This is a genomic window from Brevibacillus sp. IT-7CA2 (genome assembly GCF_949767855.1).
Classification (GTDB): Bacteria; Bacillota; Bacilli; order Brevibacillales; family Brevibacillaceae; genus Brevibacillus.
Map to the genome: position 1 here is coordinate 549,483 of NZ_CATKQT010000033.1, position 14,219 is coordinate 563,701.

General features: G+C 46.0%; 12 protein-coding genes. 9 read left to right on the forward strand and 3 right to left on the reverse strand.

Annotation, left to right across the window (positions count from 1 at the left end; all coding sequences use genetic code 11):
• Positions 1 to 80: 80 nt before the first annotated feature.
• The 3 genes from ACM6JA_RS19225 (at position 81) to ACM6JA_RS19235 (ending at position 5,482) form a co-directional block, all read left to right on the forward strand.
• On the forward strand, positions 81 to 1,328 hold the full coding sequence (locus ACM6JA_RS19225; RefSeq protein WP_414853620.1) for an efflux RND transporter periplasmic adaptor subunit: 1,248 nt from the start codon (positions 81 to 83) through the stop codon (positions 1,326 to 1,328).
• On the forward strand, positions 1,325 to 4,423 hold the full coding sequence (locus tag ACM6JA_RS19230; RefSeq protein WP_414853621.1) for an efflux RND transporter permease subunit: 3,099 nt from the start codon (positions 1,325 to 1,327) through the stop codon (positions 4,421 to 4,423). The genes ACM6JA_RS19225 and ACM6JA_RS19230 overlap by 4 nt, the downstream gene beginning before the upstream one ends.
• An 84-nt stretch (positions 4,424 to 4,507) precedes the next feature.
• On the forward strand, positions 4,508 to 5,482 hold the full coding sequence (locus ACM6JA_RS19235) for a Gfo/Idh/MocA family protein (protein ID WP_414853622.1): 975 nt from the start codon (positions 4,508 to 4,510) through the stop codon (positions 5,480 to 5,482).
• 78 nt (positions 5,483 to 5,560) lie between these two features.
• Here ACM6JA_RS19235 and ACM6JA_RS19240 read toward each other — a convergent pair whose 3' ends face one another.
• Positions 5,561 to 6,151 (reverse strand): TetR/AcrR family transcriptional regulator, encoded by a 591-nt coding sequence (locus ACM6JA_RS19240; protein ID WP_414853623.1) that lies wholly within the window; start codon positions 6,149 to 6,151, stop codon positions 5,561 to 5,563.
• A gap of 149 nt (positions 6,152 to 6,300) precedes the next feature.
• Here ACM6JA_RS19240 and ACM6JA_RS19245 point away from each other — a divergent pair, with 149 nt between their 5' ends.
• Complete coding sequence (locus ACM6JA_RS19245; protein ID WP_414853624.1) at positions 6,301 to 6,939, forward strand: DUF2306 domain-containing protein; 639 nt, start codon at positions 6,301 to 6,303, stop codon at positions 6,937 to 6,939.
• Positions 6,940 to 7,008: 69 nt separating this feature from the next.
• Here ACM6JA_RS19245 and ACM6JA_RS19250 read toward each other — a convergent pair whose 3' ends face one another.
• Both ACM6JA_RS19250 and ACM6JA_RS19255 read right to left on the reverse strand, forming a co-directional pair.
• Positions 7,009 to 8,601, reverse strand: coding sequence for a hypothetical protein (locus ACM6JA_RS19250; protein ID WP_414853625.1), 1,593 nt, complete (start codon positions 8,599 to 8,601; stop codon positions 7,009 to 7,011).
• Positions 8,602 to 8,649: 48 nt separating this feature from the next.
• On the reverse strand, positions 8,650 to 9,543 hold the full coding sequence (locus ACM6JA_RS19255) for a LysR substrate-binding domain-containing protein (protein WP_414853626.1): 894 nt from the start codon (positions 9,541 to 9,543) through the stop codon (positions 8,650 to 8,652).
• A 247-nt stretch (positions 9,544 to 9,790) separates the two neighbouring features.
• On the opposite strand from ACM6JA_RS19255, the gene ACM6JA_RS19260 reads away from it, so the two are divergent.
• The 5 genes from ACM6JA_RS19260 (at position 9,791) to ACM6JA_RS19280 (ending at position 13,849) form a co-directional block, all read left to right on the forward strand.
• Entirely contained in the window at positions 9,791 to 10,726 is a 936-nt protein-coding gene (locus tag ACM6JA_RS19260) for a dipeptidase (protein ID WP_414853627.1), read from the forward strand.
• Between the two features lie 34 nt (positions 10,727 to 10,760).
• A complete protein-coding gene (locus ACM6JA_RS19265; protein WP_414853628.1) occupies positions 10,761 to 11,819 on the forward strand; it encodes a P1 family peptidase in 1,059 nt (352 codons plus the stop codon).
• Positions 11,820 to 11,891: 72 nt separating this feature from the next.
• Complete coding sequence (locus ACM6JA_RS19270; RefSeq protein ID WP_414853629.1) at positions 11,892 to 12,701, forward strand: alpha/beta fold hydrolase; 810 nt, start codon at positions 11,892 to 11,894, stop codon at positions 12,699 to 12,701.
• 114 nt (positions 12,702 to 12,815) lie between these two features.
• Positions 12,816 to 13,328, forward strand: coding sequence for a hypothetical protein (locus tag ACM6JA_RS19275; protein ID WP_414853630.1), 513 nt, complete (start codon positions 12,816 to 12,818; stop codon positions 13,326 to 13,328).
• Positions 13,325 to 13,849 carry a hypothetical protein gene (locus ACM6JA_RS19280; RefSeq protein ID WP_414853631.1) on the forward strand — a complete coding sequence of 175 codons (525 nt, stop codon included), beginning with the start codon at positions 13,325 to 13,327 and terminating at the stop codon, positions 13,847 to 13,849. Before ACM6JA_RS19275 ends, ACM6JA_RS19280 begins: the two co-directional genes overlap by 4 nt.
• Positions 13,850 to 14,219: the final 370 nt, after the last annotated feature.

Genomic DNA, 14,219 nt, shown 5'->3' on the forward strand with positions numbered 1-14,219 from the left:
GAATAAAACGGAATGAATGTTCATTCCGGACATGAAGTTCCGCCGAGAAAGAGATCAAAGTAAATAGGAGTGAGGCATACGTGAATAAGACGGTAAGAAAAGCGGTTGGGATGTTGCTAATCATCTCCCTAGCAATCATGGGGACGGCTTGCAATCAAATGACGAAGACAACAGAAAGCGAAGGCCAAGCCGAGGCCCAAATCGTGGAAGTGGAGCCGATCGAGCTAAAAAGCTTCCAATCGACCAGTGAACTGTCAGGGACACTTGCCCCTATCGAAGAGACGACTGTTTCGTTCGAAGTAGGTGGGGAAATTAAATCGTTGCCTTACAAAGAAGGAGACAGTGTCAAAAAGGGAGAAGTGCTGGCCCGGCTCAATGCCACAGATTACTCTCTCCAGCTGGCATTGGCAAACGCTGACATGCATGGTGCGAGCGCCGAGCTTTCCAAAGTAAAAAACGGAGCGCGGGAACAAGAAGTTCAGCAAGCAAAAGTAGCGGTCGACGCGAAGAAAATCTCACGGGATCAAGCACAGAAGGATTATCAGCGCATGGAACAGCTCTTTAAAAATGGGGCGATCTCCGAAACCGAATTTGAAAATGCCAAGCAAGGCTTTGAACTAGCAGATAAAGATTATGCACAAGCGCAAGAGACGTATTCACTGGTGATAGAAGGCACTAGGACGGAGGATATTAGCGCGACAAATGCTAACTACCAAGGGGCGATGGTCTCTCGCGATCAGGCTGCAGCTACTTTGGCAAAAACGGAAGTGAAAGCACCTATTCAAGGAACCGTCCTGGCAAAATTGGCTGATGTAGGGCAGTTGGCAAGTCCAGGGGCTCCTGTCTACCGAATCGGCAACATCCAACAGCTGAAAACAGTCTTGCCCGTACCTGACAAGGACATCTCATCGTGGAAGGTAGGAAATGAGGTCGAGATTCGTTTGTATGAGGACAAACGAATCGGAAAGGTGACGACGATTTATCCGGCGACGAACGAGCAGACGGGCACGATAAGCGTGGAAGTCGTCATTGATAACGCCAAAAAAGATTGGTTTGCAGGGCAAGTCATCAGCGCAAAGCGAACCTTGCCTCAAAAGAAAGGAATTTTTGTCCCTGCCAAAACCGTTTTTAGCCGAGGCTCTGAGCCTTACGTTTTCTTGCTAGCGGATGATAAAGCGGTTAAGACCCCTGTCACGATTGGTCAGTATGTTGACAATCATTTGGAAATTACTGCTGGCTTAAAAGCAGGGGACATGTTGATTACGAAAGGTGCTGATCGTTTGATTGGTGAGGACTCTGTCACCGTAAAAGGAGGCAATCAGCCATGATCGAGTTTTTCATCAACAAGCGCAAAATCACCCTCGTTTTCTTTGCGATGCTCGTGCTGATTGGTATGTTCATCGCGGTTACGCTTCCGAAGCAAGAGCAACCAGACATTATCGTCAGCATGGCCACCATCACTACCGTGTATCCGGGAGCGACTCCGGAAAAGGTGGAACAGACGGTCACGAAGAAGCTGGAAGAAAAAATCAACGAAGTACAAGGAATCAAATCCATTAGTTCGGAGTCCCGTTCCGGTGTATCCATTATCAGCGTGCGAACAGAGAATGACGTAGAACCGAAAACGGTGTTTGAAGATGTACGGAAAAAAGTAAAGGATGCCGAGGCGGATTTACCGGATGAAGCAGAGCAGCCTATCATCAATGACGACATGAGCCATACCTTCATCCAAACTTTTCAAATCACTGCTAATTCTTTTGAAGAAATCCTCCAATTGCGCGATATGCTCGATCTGTGGAAAGATCAGCTTCGAACCGTGCCGGGCGTTTCCGATGTTTCGATCCAGGGATTGCCGGAGCAGGAAGTAAAAATAGCGGTCGATCCCCAGAAGCTGCAACAATACAGCATTTCCTGGGCGCAAGTCATGAATGCTGTGCAAACGAAAAACGAAACAACACCCCTAGGTGACGTCAATATTGATACGCAAAAATATCAGCTCACTTTACCGGTCAGCTATGAAGTAGCGACATTTGAAAAGGTAGTCGTGACACGTACGCAGGAAGGAATGCCCGTCTATTTGAAGGATATTACCACCATTTCCGACAGTACCAAACGGTTGGAGTATCGAACGTATTACAATGGGAAGCCCGCTGCGACGATTAGTATCAATGCTGAGCTGGGAAGCGATGTTCCAGCGGTGCAAAAAGCAGTGAATGCGAAGCTTGCAGCGTTGGAAAAGAATCTCCCAGCGTGGGCGAAAAAAGAGCCCGTATTTTTACAAGTGGATCGAATTGACAGTATTTTTTCCGAACTGTATCTGGAAATGATCATTGCGATCATAGCTGTACTTTTTATTTGCATCCTTGGATTGAATGTGACGACATCCTTGATGGTTGCATTGGCGATCCCCATCTCTTTAGCGGCTGGAATGGTGGTCTTGCCCTTCTTTGGCATTACGCTCAATCAAATGACCGTATTCGGGCTCATCATTGTTCTGGGAATTTTAGTAGACGACGCAGTGGTGGTAAATGACAACATCGAGCGCAGACTGTCTCTTTTGGGAGAAGATCCTTACACGGCTGCTGTATCCGGGACGAAGGAAGTCGCCATCTCCATCGTCACCGCTACCCTTGCTACCATCTCTGCGTTTGGGCCGATTATGTTTCTGTCTGGTGATGCAGGTCAGTTTATTTTTCCGGTACCGCTCATTATCATTTTTACGATGGCGGCCTCGATGTTCATGTCGCTTACGATCATTCCGATTTACCGGGAATGGAACGAGCGAAGGAACAAGAAACGGAGCAAAGCAGAGACAGATTATCGTAAGCCAGCAGGCTTATTAGGCAGACAAATCGATGTACTGACGAATTGGTATGGCGATCGTGTTCTGAGGTCGCTGTTGAAAAATCCGCTGAAAACAGGCGTGAGCGGAGTACTGATTGCCACAGCTATCTACGGACTCGTTGCAGTCATCCCTGTTCAGCTTTTTCCTGATGATGACAGGCCACAGATGGTCGTGAATATAACGACGCCGATTGGTGGTAATTTACAGGAAACGGATCGCATTGTCCGTGGTGTTTCTGAATGGATTGAGAAACAGGCACATATTCAAAAAGTTTCGTCTTTTGTAGGTGGCAATGCACCACAGATGATGCCCTCTGCACCGCCGGTTGGTACAGGTGAAAATGTGGCGCAATTGATCATTACCTTTGACAATCACAAAATGGATGCACGAAAAGTGCTAGCACCGTGGACGGAGCATTTTAAGCAGATGTATCCAGAAGCGAACATCATTCCGTACAGCGTGAAAGCGGGGATGTATTCGGGCAACCCGGTAGGGATTCGGGTGTATGGGGATGATCTGCAGGAGCTGTACGCAATCTCTGAGCAGATCAAGCAGCTCATCATGGAGACAAAAGGAACGTACAACATCAGTGACACGCTCGGAAATGAACAGTACTCCCTTCAATTCCATGTGAACCAGGAAAAGATGGACAAGGAACTGATCAATGAAGCGGATTTGACGAGAACGTTGCGTTTGATCAGCCAAGGGATTCCAATGGGTCAATTTGACAATGGGAAAAATTTGATCGATATCACGCTGGTAGCCGATCAGTCGGGAATGACGACAGAGCAAGCCTTTGCGCAACTTACAGTTCCGAATGCGCGTGGGCAGCTCATCCCGGTTTCACAAATTGCAGTAATGAAGCCAGATTTATCGATGCAGAGTATTCCTCGTTACAATATGTCCCGCAGTGTCACGATCACGAGTGATGTCCGAGATCGGACGGCTGCCGACGTAATGAGCGAAATAACAGCGAAAATGGAGCAATTGGAATTGCCAGACGGGTATGGCTGGAATGTAACAGGTGAAACAGAAGAGGAATCGGAAGTTTTGCTCGATTTGGGTGTGCTTGCGATTGTGGCGGTCTTCCTCATCTTTTTGCTGATCGTGCTGCAGTTTAACTCGTTGTCAATTCCTGTCTTGGTCATGAGTACAGTCTACCTCGCCATTGCGGGCAGCTTGATCGGGCTATTTATCACTTCCACACCGATTGGATTCATGACAGTTGCAGGCTTTATCGCATTGGCGGGTATCGTCGTTCGCAACGGGATTGTTTTAATCGAGTTTATTGAGGAAGCGAGGCATCAAGGCGCCTCTTTGAACGAAGCAGTCATCGGGGCGGGGAAAGCACGGTTGCGCCCGATTTTGCTGACGACATTTGCCGCAGTAGCTGGTCTGTCACCGATGGCGATTAAGGGAAGCGTTCTTTTTCAGCCGCTCGCTATTACGATCATTTCTGGCTTGCTTTTCTCGATGTTACTCACGCTGATTGTCGTTCCCTCTCTCTATACAGTTGTCGCGATTCACAAGGAGAAGAAGCGGAACAAAAAGGAAGCGCAGAATCAGCTGTCAATCTGAGCAATTCAGGAGGAATGTTCAGACAAATGGAGAAAGGGGTAGAGGCACGAAGACGAACATTCACCAGGAAGCGAGGAAATGCAGATGGACCAAGTGAAATGGAACGTTGGGGTGATTGGCGCAGGCGTCATGGGCGAACGCATGATGAACGCGATCCGTACCCACGAAAAATTTCGAGTAGCCGCAGTGAGTGATGTATCTGCGGAAAGAGCACAGGAAGCCGCGCAAAAGTCCGGTGATGTGCCTTGGTACACAGATTATAAGGAATTATTGAAAAAGGTAGAGCTGGACGTCATCTATTTGGCGGTACCTCCCAAATTCCATCACACGATTGCCTTGGATGTACTGTCGCATAAAAAGCATTTGCTCTGCGAAAAGCCGCTGGCTAATTCGTTGACAGAAGCGCAAGAAATGATGGAAGCAGCAAATGACGCAGGGGTTGTCCATGCGATGAACTTCCCGCTCTACTATCAAGGTGTTTTTCCTGAGCTCTCCCGCAGACTCGAAGAAATCGGAGATATCCGACGCATCGATATCCTGACGCATTTTCACCAGTGGCCGCGTCCATGGCAGCAAACACCTTGGCTGGCTGGTCGTGAGCAAGGCGGTTTCATCCGTGAAGTGCTCCCTCATTTCACTCACCTGACTTACGCGCTCTTCGGAGACCTGCATGTAGTACGCTCAGAGGTAGATTATCCAGCAGATCCTGCGCTATGCGAGACAGGTGTATCGGCTTTCCTGCGTCTGACAGATGGTACCCCGGTTACGATCAATGGATTGGCGGGTATTGCACATCAAGAGCATTTGGATTATCGCGTGTATGGGTCAAAAGGGACGCTGAGTGTCGTGAACTGGAGCAATCTGTTTGTGGGTGGACACGGCGAAGCGCTCGTTCCGGCTGAAATTCCACAGCAAGACCGTCTCTCCCTGTTGTTGGATGAGCTGTCCATTGCGATAAACGGTGGGGATGCCCGACTGGTTACGTTTGAGACAGGCGTGAAAGTACAGCAAGTGCTGGAAGCATTGCTCGGACATGAAAAAGTACACTACATCAAATAGAAATTAGCAGGAAAAGTCCATGAAAAAAGAGCAGTTGGGCAGGGGTATCACTCCTGCTCGGCTGCTCTATTCTTTTTGCTATGGCTTGTATGTCTGTAAAAGCTGCTCTATATGATTGATGGCAAAATGGACATGCTTGTTATCGCGGGTGAGTCTGCTTGCCATTATGGCTCCTTCAATGGATGAGAAGATAACCGAAGCGACTGCTTCTGCGTCCATTTCGGAACGAAATTCTCCCTGGGAGATTCCTTCTTCCAGCAATCCCTGCATGAACGATATGGTCTCTTGGTAAGCGGCGACAGCGTAGTCGCGAAGAACAGGGAACGAATGGTCGCTTTCGACGGCTGTGTTGAGAAGCGGGCAGCCGCCTTGGAGCGGGGGATTGTTTACCGCATCAGAATATACCTTTGCCATGGCTACGAGTTTTGCAGTGGCTGTGTCCTGTTTTTCTAGCGCAGCCGCAAAATGTTCATTCAATATTTCACCAGCATATTTGAAGGCCTCGATTGCTATTTCATCTTTACTGGCAAAACCTCTGTAGAGGGCGCCTTTGGTAAGTCCCGTGGCATCCATGATGTCTTGCATGGAGGTTCCTGTATAACCGTTTTGATTAAACAGCTCTGCTGACTTCTGGATAATATGCAGCTTTGTTTTTTCGCCTTTTCGCATCGCGATAGTCCTTTCATTCGGCCAACACGGTCTATATTCGTCCAAGTTATTGTAACATTTCTCTCGTGTACGAAAGAAGGCATTCATGTAAAATCAAAAGAGACCGAACCGTTCGGTCTTTAAAATTGAACAAAGGGTTGTGTGACAGGATGAACCGTATCAAACCGTATTCGATTGTCATTTTCGTCGCTTGTATAGCGATCACGTATGCGCTCGTGCAAAACTTTATCATCGATCCAGAAGCGAAAGGCTTTCTCAGTCACAAATCTGATTACAACAAAGATCGAATGAACACATCGATCTGGCTTACGGTCATGTATGTCCATTTGTTATTCGCTCTGATTGCCCTGGTCTGTGGGGTGGCTAACTTTTCGGACAAGCTGCTCGCAAAGAACCGCAAGCTACATAAAGTAACAGGCTATGTTTATCTTTTTAGTGTGTTGGTTGTAGTAGTTACATCCGGTTATATGGCCCCTTATGTAACGGGCGGAAAAGTGGCGAGTTGGCCATTCCATTTATTGAACATCATCTGGCCGGCCATCACCATTACGGCGCTCGTCAAAATTAAAAAGCGCCAAGTCATGAAGCATAAGGAATGGATGGTCCGGAGTTTCGTCTTCTTGTTCACCAACATGCTGATTCATCTCGTGAAGCTGATCGTAGAGAAGGTAGTAGGATTGCCGTATGAGCTCAGCTACACAATCGGTGTATATGTTGCCATGATTGGACTTGTCGTGACAGCGGAGATGATCATTCGTACGAAATTGCGAGCACCGAAAAAAGCATGAGAGACTCAACTTTTCCTAGGTAAAGCTTCGCATCAGAACCGACGAGGTTAGGCTGATGCGAGGCTTTTTTTATTTTTGTTGTAAAATACTCGGTTCGATTGCATAGGCCAAATCGGGATGTTCCGGAGCAATTGATTTAAGTGAAATATTGATTATCTTATTGATTATTTTTTTTGTTATTTCATTTTTAACTTTTTTGTTTTTGATATTTTTCGTTTTTGATTTTTTATGTCTGTTATTTTTGAAATCATCCGTTTCGTCTTCGGCATTGTTTTCAGATTTGACTTCGACCTCATGGAAGGTAACATCCATATCACCTTGAAAGAACAATTTATTTGCTGTTCCATTAAGATCATAGTAGTCGTCTTCATTCAAGTTACTCAGGTTGACCAATCTATCGACCAGCAGTTCGATCTCGGGTTGAAGAAGATCTTGAGTAATTTTAGTAATGGGGTCATCCTTCCAAAATGTATTAATTGATTGTATGTCATTTGCAAAGCCAGCTATTGTATGCCGATCATAAATGTGCTGCCAACAACTTTGGGGGATAGTCACGTTGAAAGTAATTTTCTCGTCATTTTCGTATGTATCGGCACTTCCAGTGATTCGACCTTTGCCCATTGCTTTATCGGCGTTATCGGACAATTCGGTAGATCGCTCTAATACTTTATAGTTAGTCACCATATAATCCCAAGTGAAGCTTGTTTCCGACAAAGTAGGATATTTGTCTTTTGATTTCGATAAATATTCTGGCTTGTTGTCTAGCCATTCGCTAGGAACACGTTTCACATTTTTCACCTTGATTTGTTGCTGTTCCTTTTCATTATTGGGGTATGTGGTGTACTTGTACCAAATGTTTTGATTAAAGGCAGGTTCTGATTGATTACCCACAAAGCTCAAATGTTTTGCAATCTCATTAAGCGTTTTTGCCAGATGATCATCTAGCTTCTCATTGTAGTTATTCATATCGTTCCAATCTTGGTTTTTGGGCAGCAGAGCGCATAATCTGCCTAGTTTACGCACATGTGTATCTATCTCCCGTAGGCGTTCGGAGGTTTCGGTTTCTATAGCCTGATTCCCCTTCATTTCGATCTGGGGATCGAATCGAGAACCGCGATCACCTGTTGTATCTTGAAATCCCGGAACTAAATTGTTGTGAAAATTCAAGAATGGGTTTTTTAGATTATCGGTCTTACCATTAAATTCGGGGAGGCTGGCAATTGTATCAATAAGATCGCCGTATGCTTCCTTGGTTGAAAAATAAAAAGTTTTCTTGGATTCGGTAGCAAGTTTGATCAAGTCCAAATGATCCGTAAAATTTTCAAGTGACTCTTGTGATATTGTATGATCCAGTTTCATGTCCTCGTTCGTTTGGTTACGAGCTTTTTCTCTTCGACCTGTATTATGCTTGTCTTCCCCTTTAAAACGTTGTATCGGTTCGCCGTTATGATTAAGTGAACTTGTTTTTTGAACAAAAGCTGTTCTTTGTCTCTGGGATTTCATTAACTGAATCAAAGCTCGATTTCCAATCGACTTCTGCAGTTGGATTAAGTGCGACTGGCTATCTGGTATGACGGATGGAGTAGTTGGGGGGAGGACTTGTTGTACGGGTGGCCGCCGATCAGATACTTTGGCGGAGTGCTCGACTTTGTGAGACGACATGGGAAATCACCTCCAGGGGATCTGAATGAATAGAATGTGGCGGCTAACCTACTGCTGCAAGGCTTTGCTCTGCATCAAAAAATCGATAAACGTACGCATAATCCCGTGAACAGGTGTATCCTTGAGGTAAATCAGCTCGAAGTTCCGGTTGATTTGCGGCAGATTCAGGACGTCTACTTCCTGCAGCTCGCCTTCGCTCAAGTCTTTAGAGATGGCAAAGCGAGGCAAAAAGGCGATGCCCAGCCGTTGTTTAACCATCCGCTTCACGACCTCGATGTTGTCAGCCTCCATGACGACATTGTTTTGTAGCTGAAAATGGCTGAACGCATTGTTGATCAGCTTCCAGTCGAGCGAGCCACGATTGAACAAGATCAGTCGTTCACGTGCGACTTCTTCAATGGAGACCTGATGGCGGAAAGAGAAAGGATGGTCGGGATAAATCGCTAAGACCATGTCATCCGGCATCAGTTGAATCCGGTTAATCTGTGGATGGGTAACGGCACGAGCAATTCCGAATGACACCTCGTGGTTCAGAACCATATCGAGCACCTGATGGGAATGTCCGGTGAGGATCGTCAGCTTGATTTTAGGGTACAGCTGTTGGAATTGCTGGACGAGATCAGGCAAAATGTAAAAGGCGGAGACAAAAACGGAGGAGATGGTCAATTCTCCCTCTACATCGCCTTGCGATCGCTGAATCGCTTGCTGTCCCTCTTGTAGCATGTGCATGATGTTTTTCGCATAGGGAAGAAACAGATCGCCTTCCTTTGTAAGAGAAATCGTATGACCCGTACGTTGAAACAGCTTACAGCCCATAGTCGTTTCGAGTGCCTTGATCCGCATGCTGACCGTGGGCTGTGACAGATAGAGCAAATCAGCCGTTTTGCTGAAGCTCCCGGTCAGGGCGACAAAGATGAATGCTTCAATTTGCTCCATATTCATGAGTAGTGGCTCCATTATGTGAATTTTTAAATCGTGTAGAAAAGTTTACGTGCTTCACAGTGTAAAAGCGACCATGTTTAAACTTTCCGCAAAAACGCGGCTGCTCCTCCTCGGACATGCCTCGATAATGTTTTCTTAAGTGACTCATAGCAATAATTTATTGGATTCGCTCTCCAAAATACATTACCTTAAAATTAACAGAATAGGTAGTGTTCTCAAAGGAAATTAGCACAAGGGGTGGATAAAGATGACCAAGATGCCGATTATCGATTTGCACTGTGATGCACTTCTGAAAATTTGGGAGAAAAATGGGGCTCTGTCCTTTACGGATGCGGACGAGCTGGACGTCAACAGAAAACGGCTACACGATGGCGGGGTAAAGCTGCAGTGCTATGCGATCTGGACATCACCTGAATTGTCCACGGAGCAACGTTTTCAAAAAGCTTTGGATCAAATTCATTACTTTTATACAGAGGTGCTCGGAAAACATCCAGAAATGAAACAAATTCGTGATTGGAGCGATCTCGACCATTTGCAAGAGGGTGAGATCGGAGCATTGCTGACGTTGGAAGGTGTAGAGCCAATCGGCAACGATTTGAAGAAGCTGCACATTTTGTATCAGTTAGGGGTTCGCTCTGTGGGCCTCACCTGGAACTTCGCGAATCTCGCTGCGGATGGTGCGCTGGAACCGAGGAATGCCGGACTGACGACCTTTGGCAAGGAAATCATTCAGTTCCACAATGAGCATAAAATGTTGACGGACGTCTCGCATCTAGGAGAGGGTAGCTTCTGGGATACGATTGAGCTTGCTACATACCCGATCGCGAGTCATTCAAATGCACGAGCGATCTGCGACCATCCACGCAATCTGACGGATGAACAGGCAAAAGCGTTATTTGCCAAAGGTGCAAATGTACACGTCGTCTACTGCACTCAGTTTATCAATGAAACGACACCAACCACGATAGATGATCTGATCAAGCATATCGATCATTTTTGTTCACTCGGTGGCGTGCGTCATATCGGGCTCGGCTCTGACTTCGACGGCATTACCGCAAAGGTCGTGGGCTTGGAGCATGCGGGTCAGAGCCAAAATCTGATCAACGAGTTGCTCAAGCATTATAAGGAAGAAGAAGTGCGCGGGTTTGCCTATGAGAACTTTCTGCGTAATTGTCCCATGTAACGATCGGCACAGCCTTACGAAAGGAATGGAATGCATGACGAAAAAAATTCGGCAGCTCGGTGCGACAATCGGTAGGCTTCCGGTTGGTGAGAAAAATGACATTACGGATGTAGCTGGAGTCCGAGTGGGACATGTGACGATCCAGCATGAGCTGGACAACGACGACTATGCCTGCACAGGAGTGACAGCTATTTTGCCCCATGGCGGTAGCTTGTTTCGCGAAAAGGTAACCGCAGCCAGCTATGTGATCAATGGCTTCGGCAAAACGACGGGACTCGTGCAAGTAAATGAGCTGGGGGTATTGGAATCGCCGATCATGCTCACGAATACGTTTTCCGTTCCTGCGGTTACACATGGGACTCTGCAATACATGCTGGATACGAACGAAGAGATCGGGGACACGACCGGGACGATCAACATTGTCGTGGGCGAATGCAACGATGGTCATCTCAATTCCATTCGCCGCTGTGTCGTGCGCCCGGAAGATGCTAGAGAAGCGATTCTGAACGCAACGGACCATGCCGTAGAAGAAGGAGCTGTCGGGGCAGGGACGGGGATGATTGCCTTTGGCTATAAAGGTGGTATCGGTTCGTCTTCTCGTATCGTTGTGGCTGAGGAGCAGGCCTATACATTGGGGGCTTTGGTACTCAGCAACTTTGGCAACAAGAATGATTTCTTGGGAACAAATCTGTTCACAAGCTGTAAAAGCAATGAAAACGCAGTAGAAAAGTCCGAGGATGGCTCCATCATCATCGTACTGGCGACAGATGCGCCGCTCAGTGATCGACAACTGCTTCGGGTAGCAAAGCGTGCAGGAATCGGCTTGGGACGAACGGGGAGCCATTTTGGGCATGGGAGTGGCGACATCGTTATCGCTTTTTCCACAGCGCAAAAAATCCCACATCAGACAACAGCCGTTACGGAAACGCGTGTGCAATTACGCGAGGATCACCCGATCATGAACGAACTGTTTGCTGCTGCGGCAGAAGCGACAGAGGAAGCCATCTACCATTCTCTTTCGCAAGCAGTCACGACTACGGGACGAAAAGGACGCATCGTTCATGCGTATCCGAGTCAGGACATAGGAGAGTAGTAACATAACCCTACAACTGGTGACATACCTTGAGTGTAAAGAGGTGCATGGTGTGAAACAGGAGGTAGGGTTATGTACATTGAAGTCGAAAAGGGTGTCACGGTTTTCGTTGAAGACCTCAATCCTGGCCCGAATAGCAAAACGATTTTTTTCGTTCACGGCTGGCCGCTCAACCATAACATGTATTCCTACCAATTCAACGTACTTCCCCAGCACGGGTTCCGCTGTGTTGCTATGGACATACGCGGCAACGGCCAATCGGACAAACCGTGGAGCGGCTATACGTATGATCGCTTAGCAGATGACATCTATGTCGTTTTGGAAGCATTAAAGATAAGGGATGCCGTCTTGCTAGGTTTTTCAGTGGGTGGAGCCATTTCGATTCGGTATATGTCTCGTTATGAGGGGCGCCATATTTCCAAGCTAGCGTTAGTGGATGCGGTTTCTCCTTCCTTTGTGAAAATGCCGGGTTCTCCATACGGCGTCCCGAAGGAGCAAGCGGATGGGCTGATCAGTCAGATGTACGCCAATTTACCTGAGTTATTAAACACGGTTTCTTTGCAGTTTTTCAATCGAAATTTAGGGACTGCTACGCTCCAGTGGTTTGTCAAAATGGGGCTGGACTCCGCTTCCTATGCGCTCATCAAAATCATGCAAGCAGCATCGAAAGAGAATGTCATCAATGACTTGAGTCAAATCCGTGTGCCAACCGGAATCTTCCATGGGATTCACGATCAATTGATTCCATTTAAAAGCGCCGAGCTCACCCAGCAACAAATCAAAGGGTCGAAGCTGTTTCCGTTTGATAACAGTGGACACGGCTTGCCGATATGTCAGGCGGATGACTTTAATAAGAAGCTGATGGCGTTTATTCAATCATAATTCGTAAGGGCACTGACAGCCGATACTTCTGCCTTATGTGCAGGATATTGGCTGTTTTTTATAGAATTTACCAAAACAAGGTTTTCAATAGCACTGGAAAAACAACGAGTAAGGATGGGGAAATTGAAGAAAAAACGGTGGATATCTATACTACTTATAGCAATATTGGTGGGAGGTTTTTATTCCCTTGTAAAAGCTAATCTGTCATTGGATATTGGTACCCTTGCTTCAAGCAAAGATCATAAATCTGTTGTTGTGGGAATGGGTAATAAGGGCTTTGGTGAAGTGAAAATCATAGATGTCTCAGTGAATAACGATGAAAAACCATCAAAAACAAAAGTGCAGGTTAGTAATGCATTACAAGGGTTCATCATAACGGATGATTTTGATAATCCGGGCTCCAAACCGTATGGATTTCAGAATATAGAGGATGTAGCGATAAAAGCTGGCACATCTCCTTCTGTTTATTTTAAAAAAATGGATGAGGGTACTGCTACGAAAAACGATGAAATTTATGGGCTTAGTCTTATTCATCATGAAGCAATAGACAGAGTGAATATAAAGTACAGCTATCTTGGAATTACATTTGATCAAAGGGTGTTCTTTGAAGCGGGGGTAAGTCGATGAGTAAAATGAAAGTTGTACCTGTCGAAGTTCCCTGGATGATCAGCCCCTCACATGATTTCGTCGGTTTTACTGGTTATGAGGAGCGGGAAGTAAGCGTGGAAGTGATGTGTGGATATAATAAAAAGCGCTACGATAAAGTCTTGTCTAAGCTGCAAGAGCAATATGGGGAGGACATCCCAGACGACGAATACAATAAGGCGGGCAGTGCTATCATCAAAATTACTTTCCAGCCGATTTGTCTTTTTACGATGTACGGCAAAATAGAGGGTTACGAGCGATATGATTTCAGCATGCTCGATCAGTACTATGATGGGAGACTGTCTTTTCGTGATGAATGGGATAAAACTGACGTTTGCCCAAATCCAGGATTTTACGAAGTTGTTGAGTCAACAGTAAAAGAAGGATTTGGTTTTACGTCCCCTAGAATAAAGCATTGGGTATTATGCGCGCATGATTCATGTATCGATGTGTTGGCCTATTCATTTGAATGGGAAGAGGTAGAATGGGGGAAAGTAAAATAAAATAACGGTTTCTCCCAGCTAGAAATACCAAGAGAAATTAAAAGGCATTGCCCGTTCTTGCAAACAAGAGGGCGATGCCTTTGTTTTTTGTCTTACGTTGAACAATTTGTTCAACGTGAGCTAGACAATTTGTTCAATTCGTTCAAAGGCAATCGACAAATGTACGCGTAGAAAAAGTACGGATAGAGTCAGGATTACGTTCATTTTCAGTTGAAAAATATATTTGGCATGAAAATTGCTATTGGAATAATCCTCGGAGAAGAGAAACTAATACTTTACTCTCGACGCACAACACTCGATTGGATTTTTCTTCATTTCCTACAGCAAGGTGTTATATTCATGTGTCTTTACGAAATCATAAATGAATCTG

Excerpts from the sequence above, each read along its gene's own strand:
- ACM6JA_RS19230 (WP_414853621.1), top strand. The coding sequence starts at position 1,325 with ATGATCGAGTTTTTCATCAACAAGCGCAAAATCACCCTCGTTTTCTTT.
- ACM6JA_RS19235 (WP_414853622.1), top strand. The coding sequence starts at position 4,508 with ATGGACCAAGTGAAATGGAACGTTGGGGTGATTGGCGCAGGCGTCATG.
- ACM6JA_RS19240 (WP_414853623.1), bottom strand. The coding sequence starts at position 6,151 with ATGCGAAAAGGCGAAAAAACAAAGCTGCATATTATCCAGAAGTCAGCA.
- ACM6JA_RS19245 (WP_414853624.1), top strand. The coding sequence starts at position 6,301 with ATGAACCGTATCAAACCGTATTCGATTGTCATTTTCGTCGCTTGTATA.
- ACM6JA_RS19250 (WP_414853625.1), bottom strand. The coding sequence starts at position 8,601 with ATGTCGTCTCACAAAGTCGAGCACTCCGCCAAAGTATCTGATCGGCGG.
- ACM6JA_RS19255 (WP_414853626.1), bottom strand. The coding sequence starts at position 9,543 with ATGAATATGGAGCAAATTGAAGCATTCATCTTTGTCGCCCTGACCGGG.
- ACM6JA_RS19260 (WP_414853627.1), top strand. The coding sequence starts at position 9,791 with ATGACCAAGATGCCGATTATCGATTTGCACTGTGATGCACTTCTGAAA.
- ACM6JA_RS19265 (WP_414853628.1), top strand. The coding sequence starts at position 10,761 with ATGACGAAAAAAATTCGGCAGCTCGGTGCGACAATCGGTAGGCTTCCG.
- ACM6JA_RS19270 (WP_414853629.1), top strand. The coding sequence starts at position 11,892 with ATGTACATTGAAGTCGAAAAGGGTGTCACGGTTTTCGTTGAAGACCTC.
- ACM6JA_RS19275 (WP_414853630.1), top strand. The coding sequence starts at position 12,816 with ATGGGGAAATTGAAGAAAAAACGGTGGATATCTATACTACTTATAGCA.
- ACM6JA_RS19280 (WP_414853631.1), top strand. The coding sequence starts at position 13,325 with ATGAGTAAAATGAAAGTTGTACCTGTCGAAGTTCCCTGGATGATCAGC.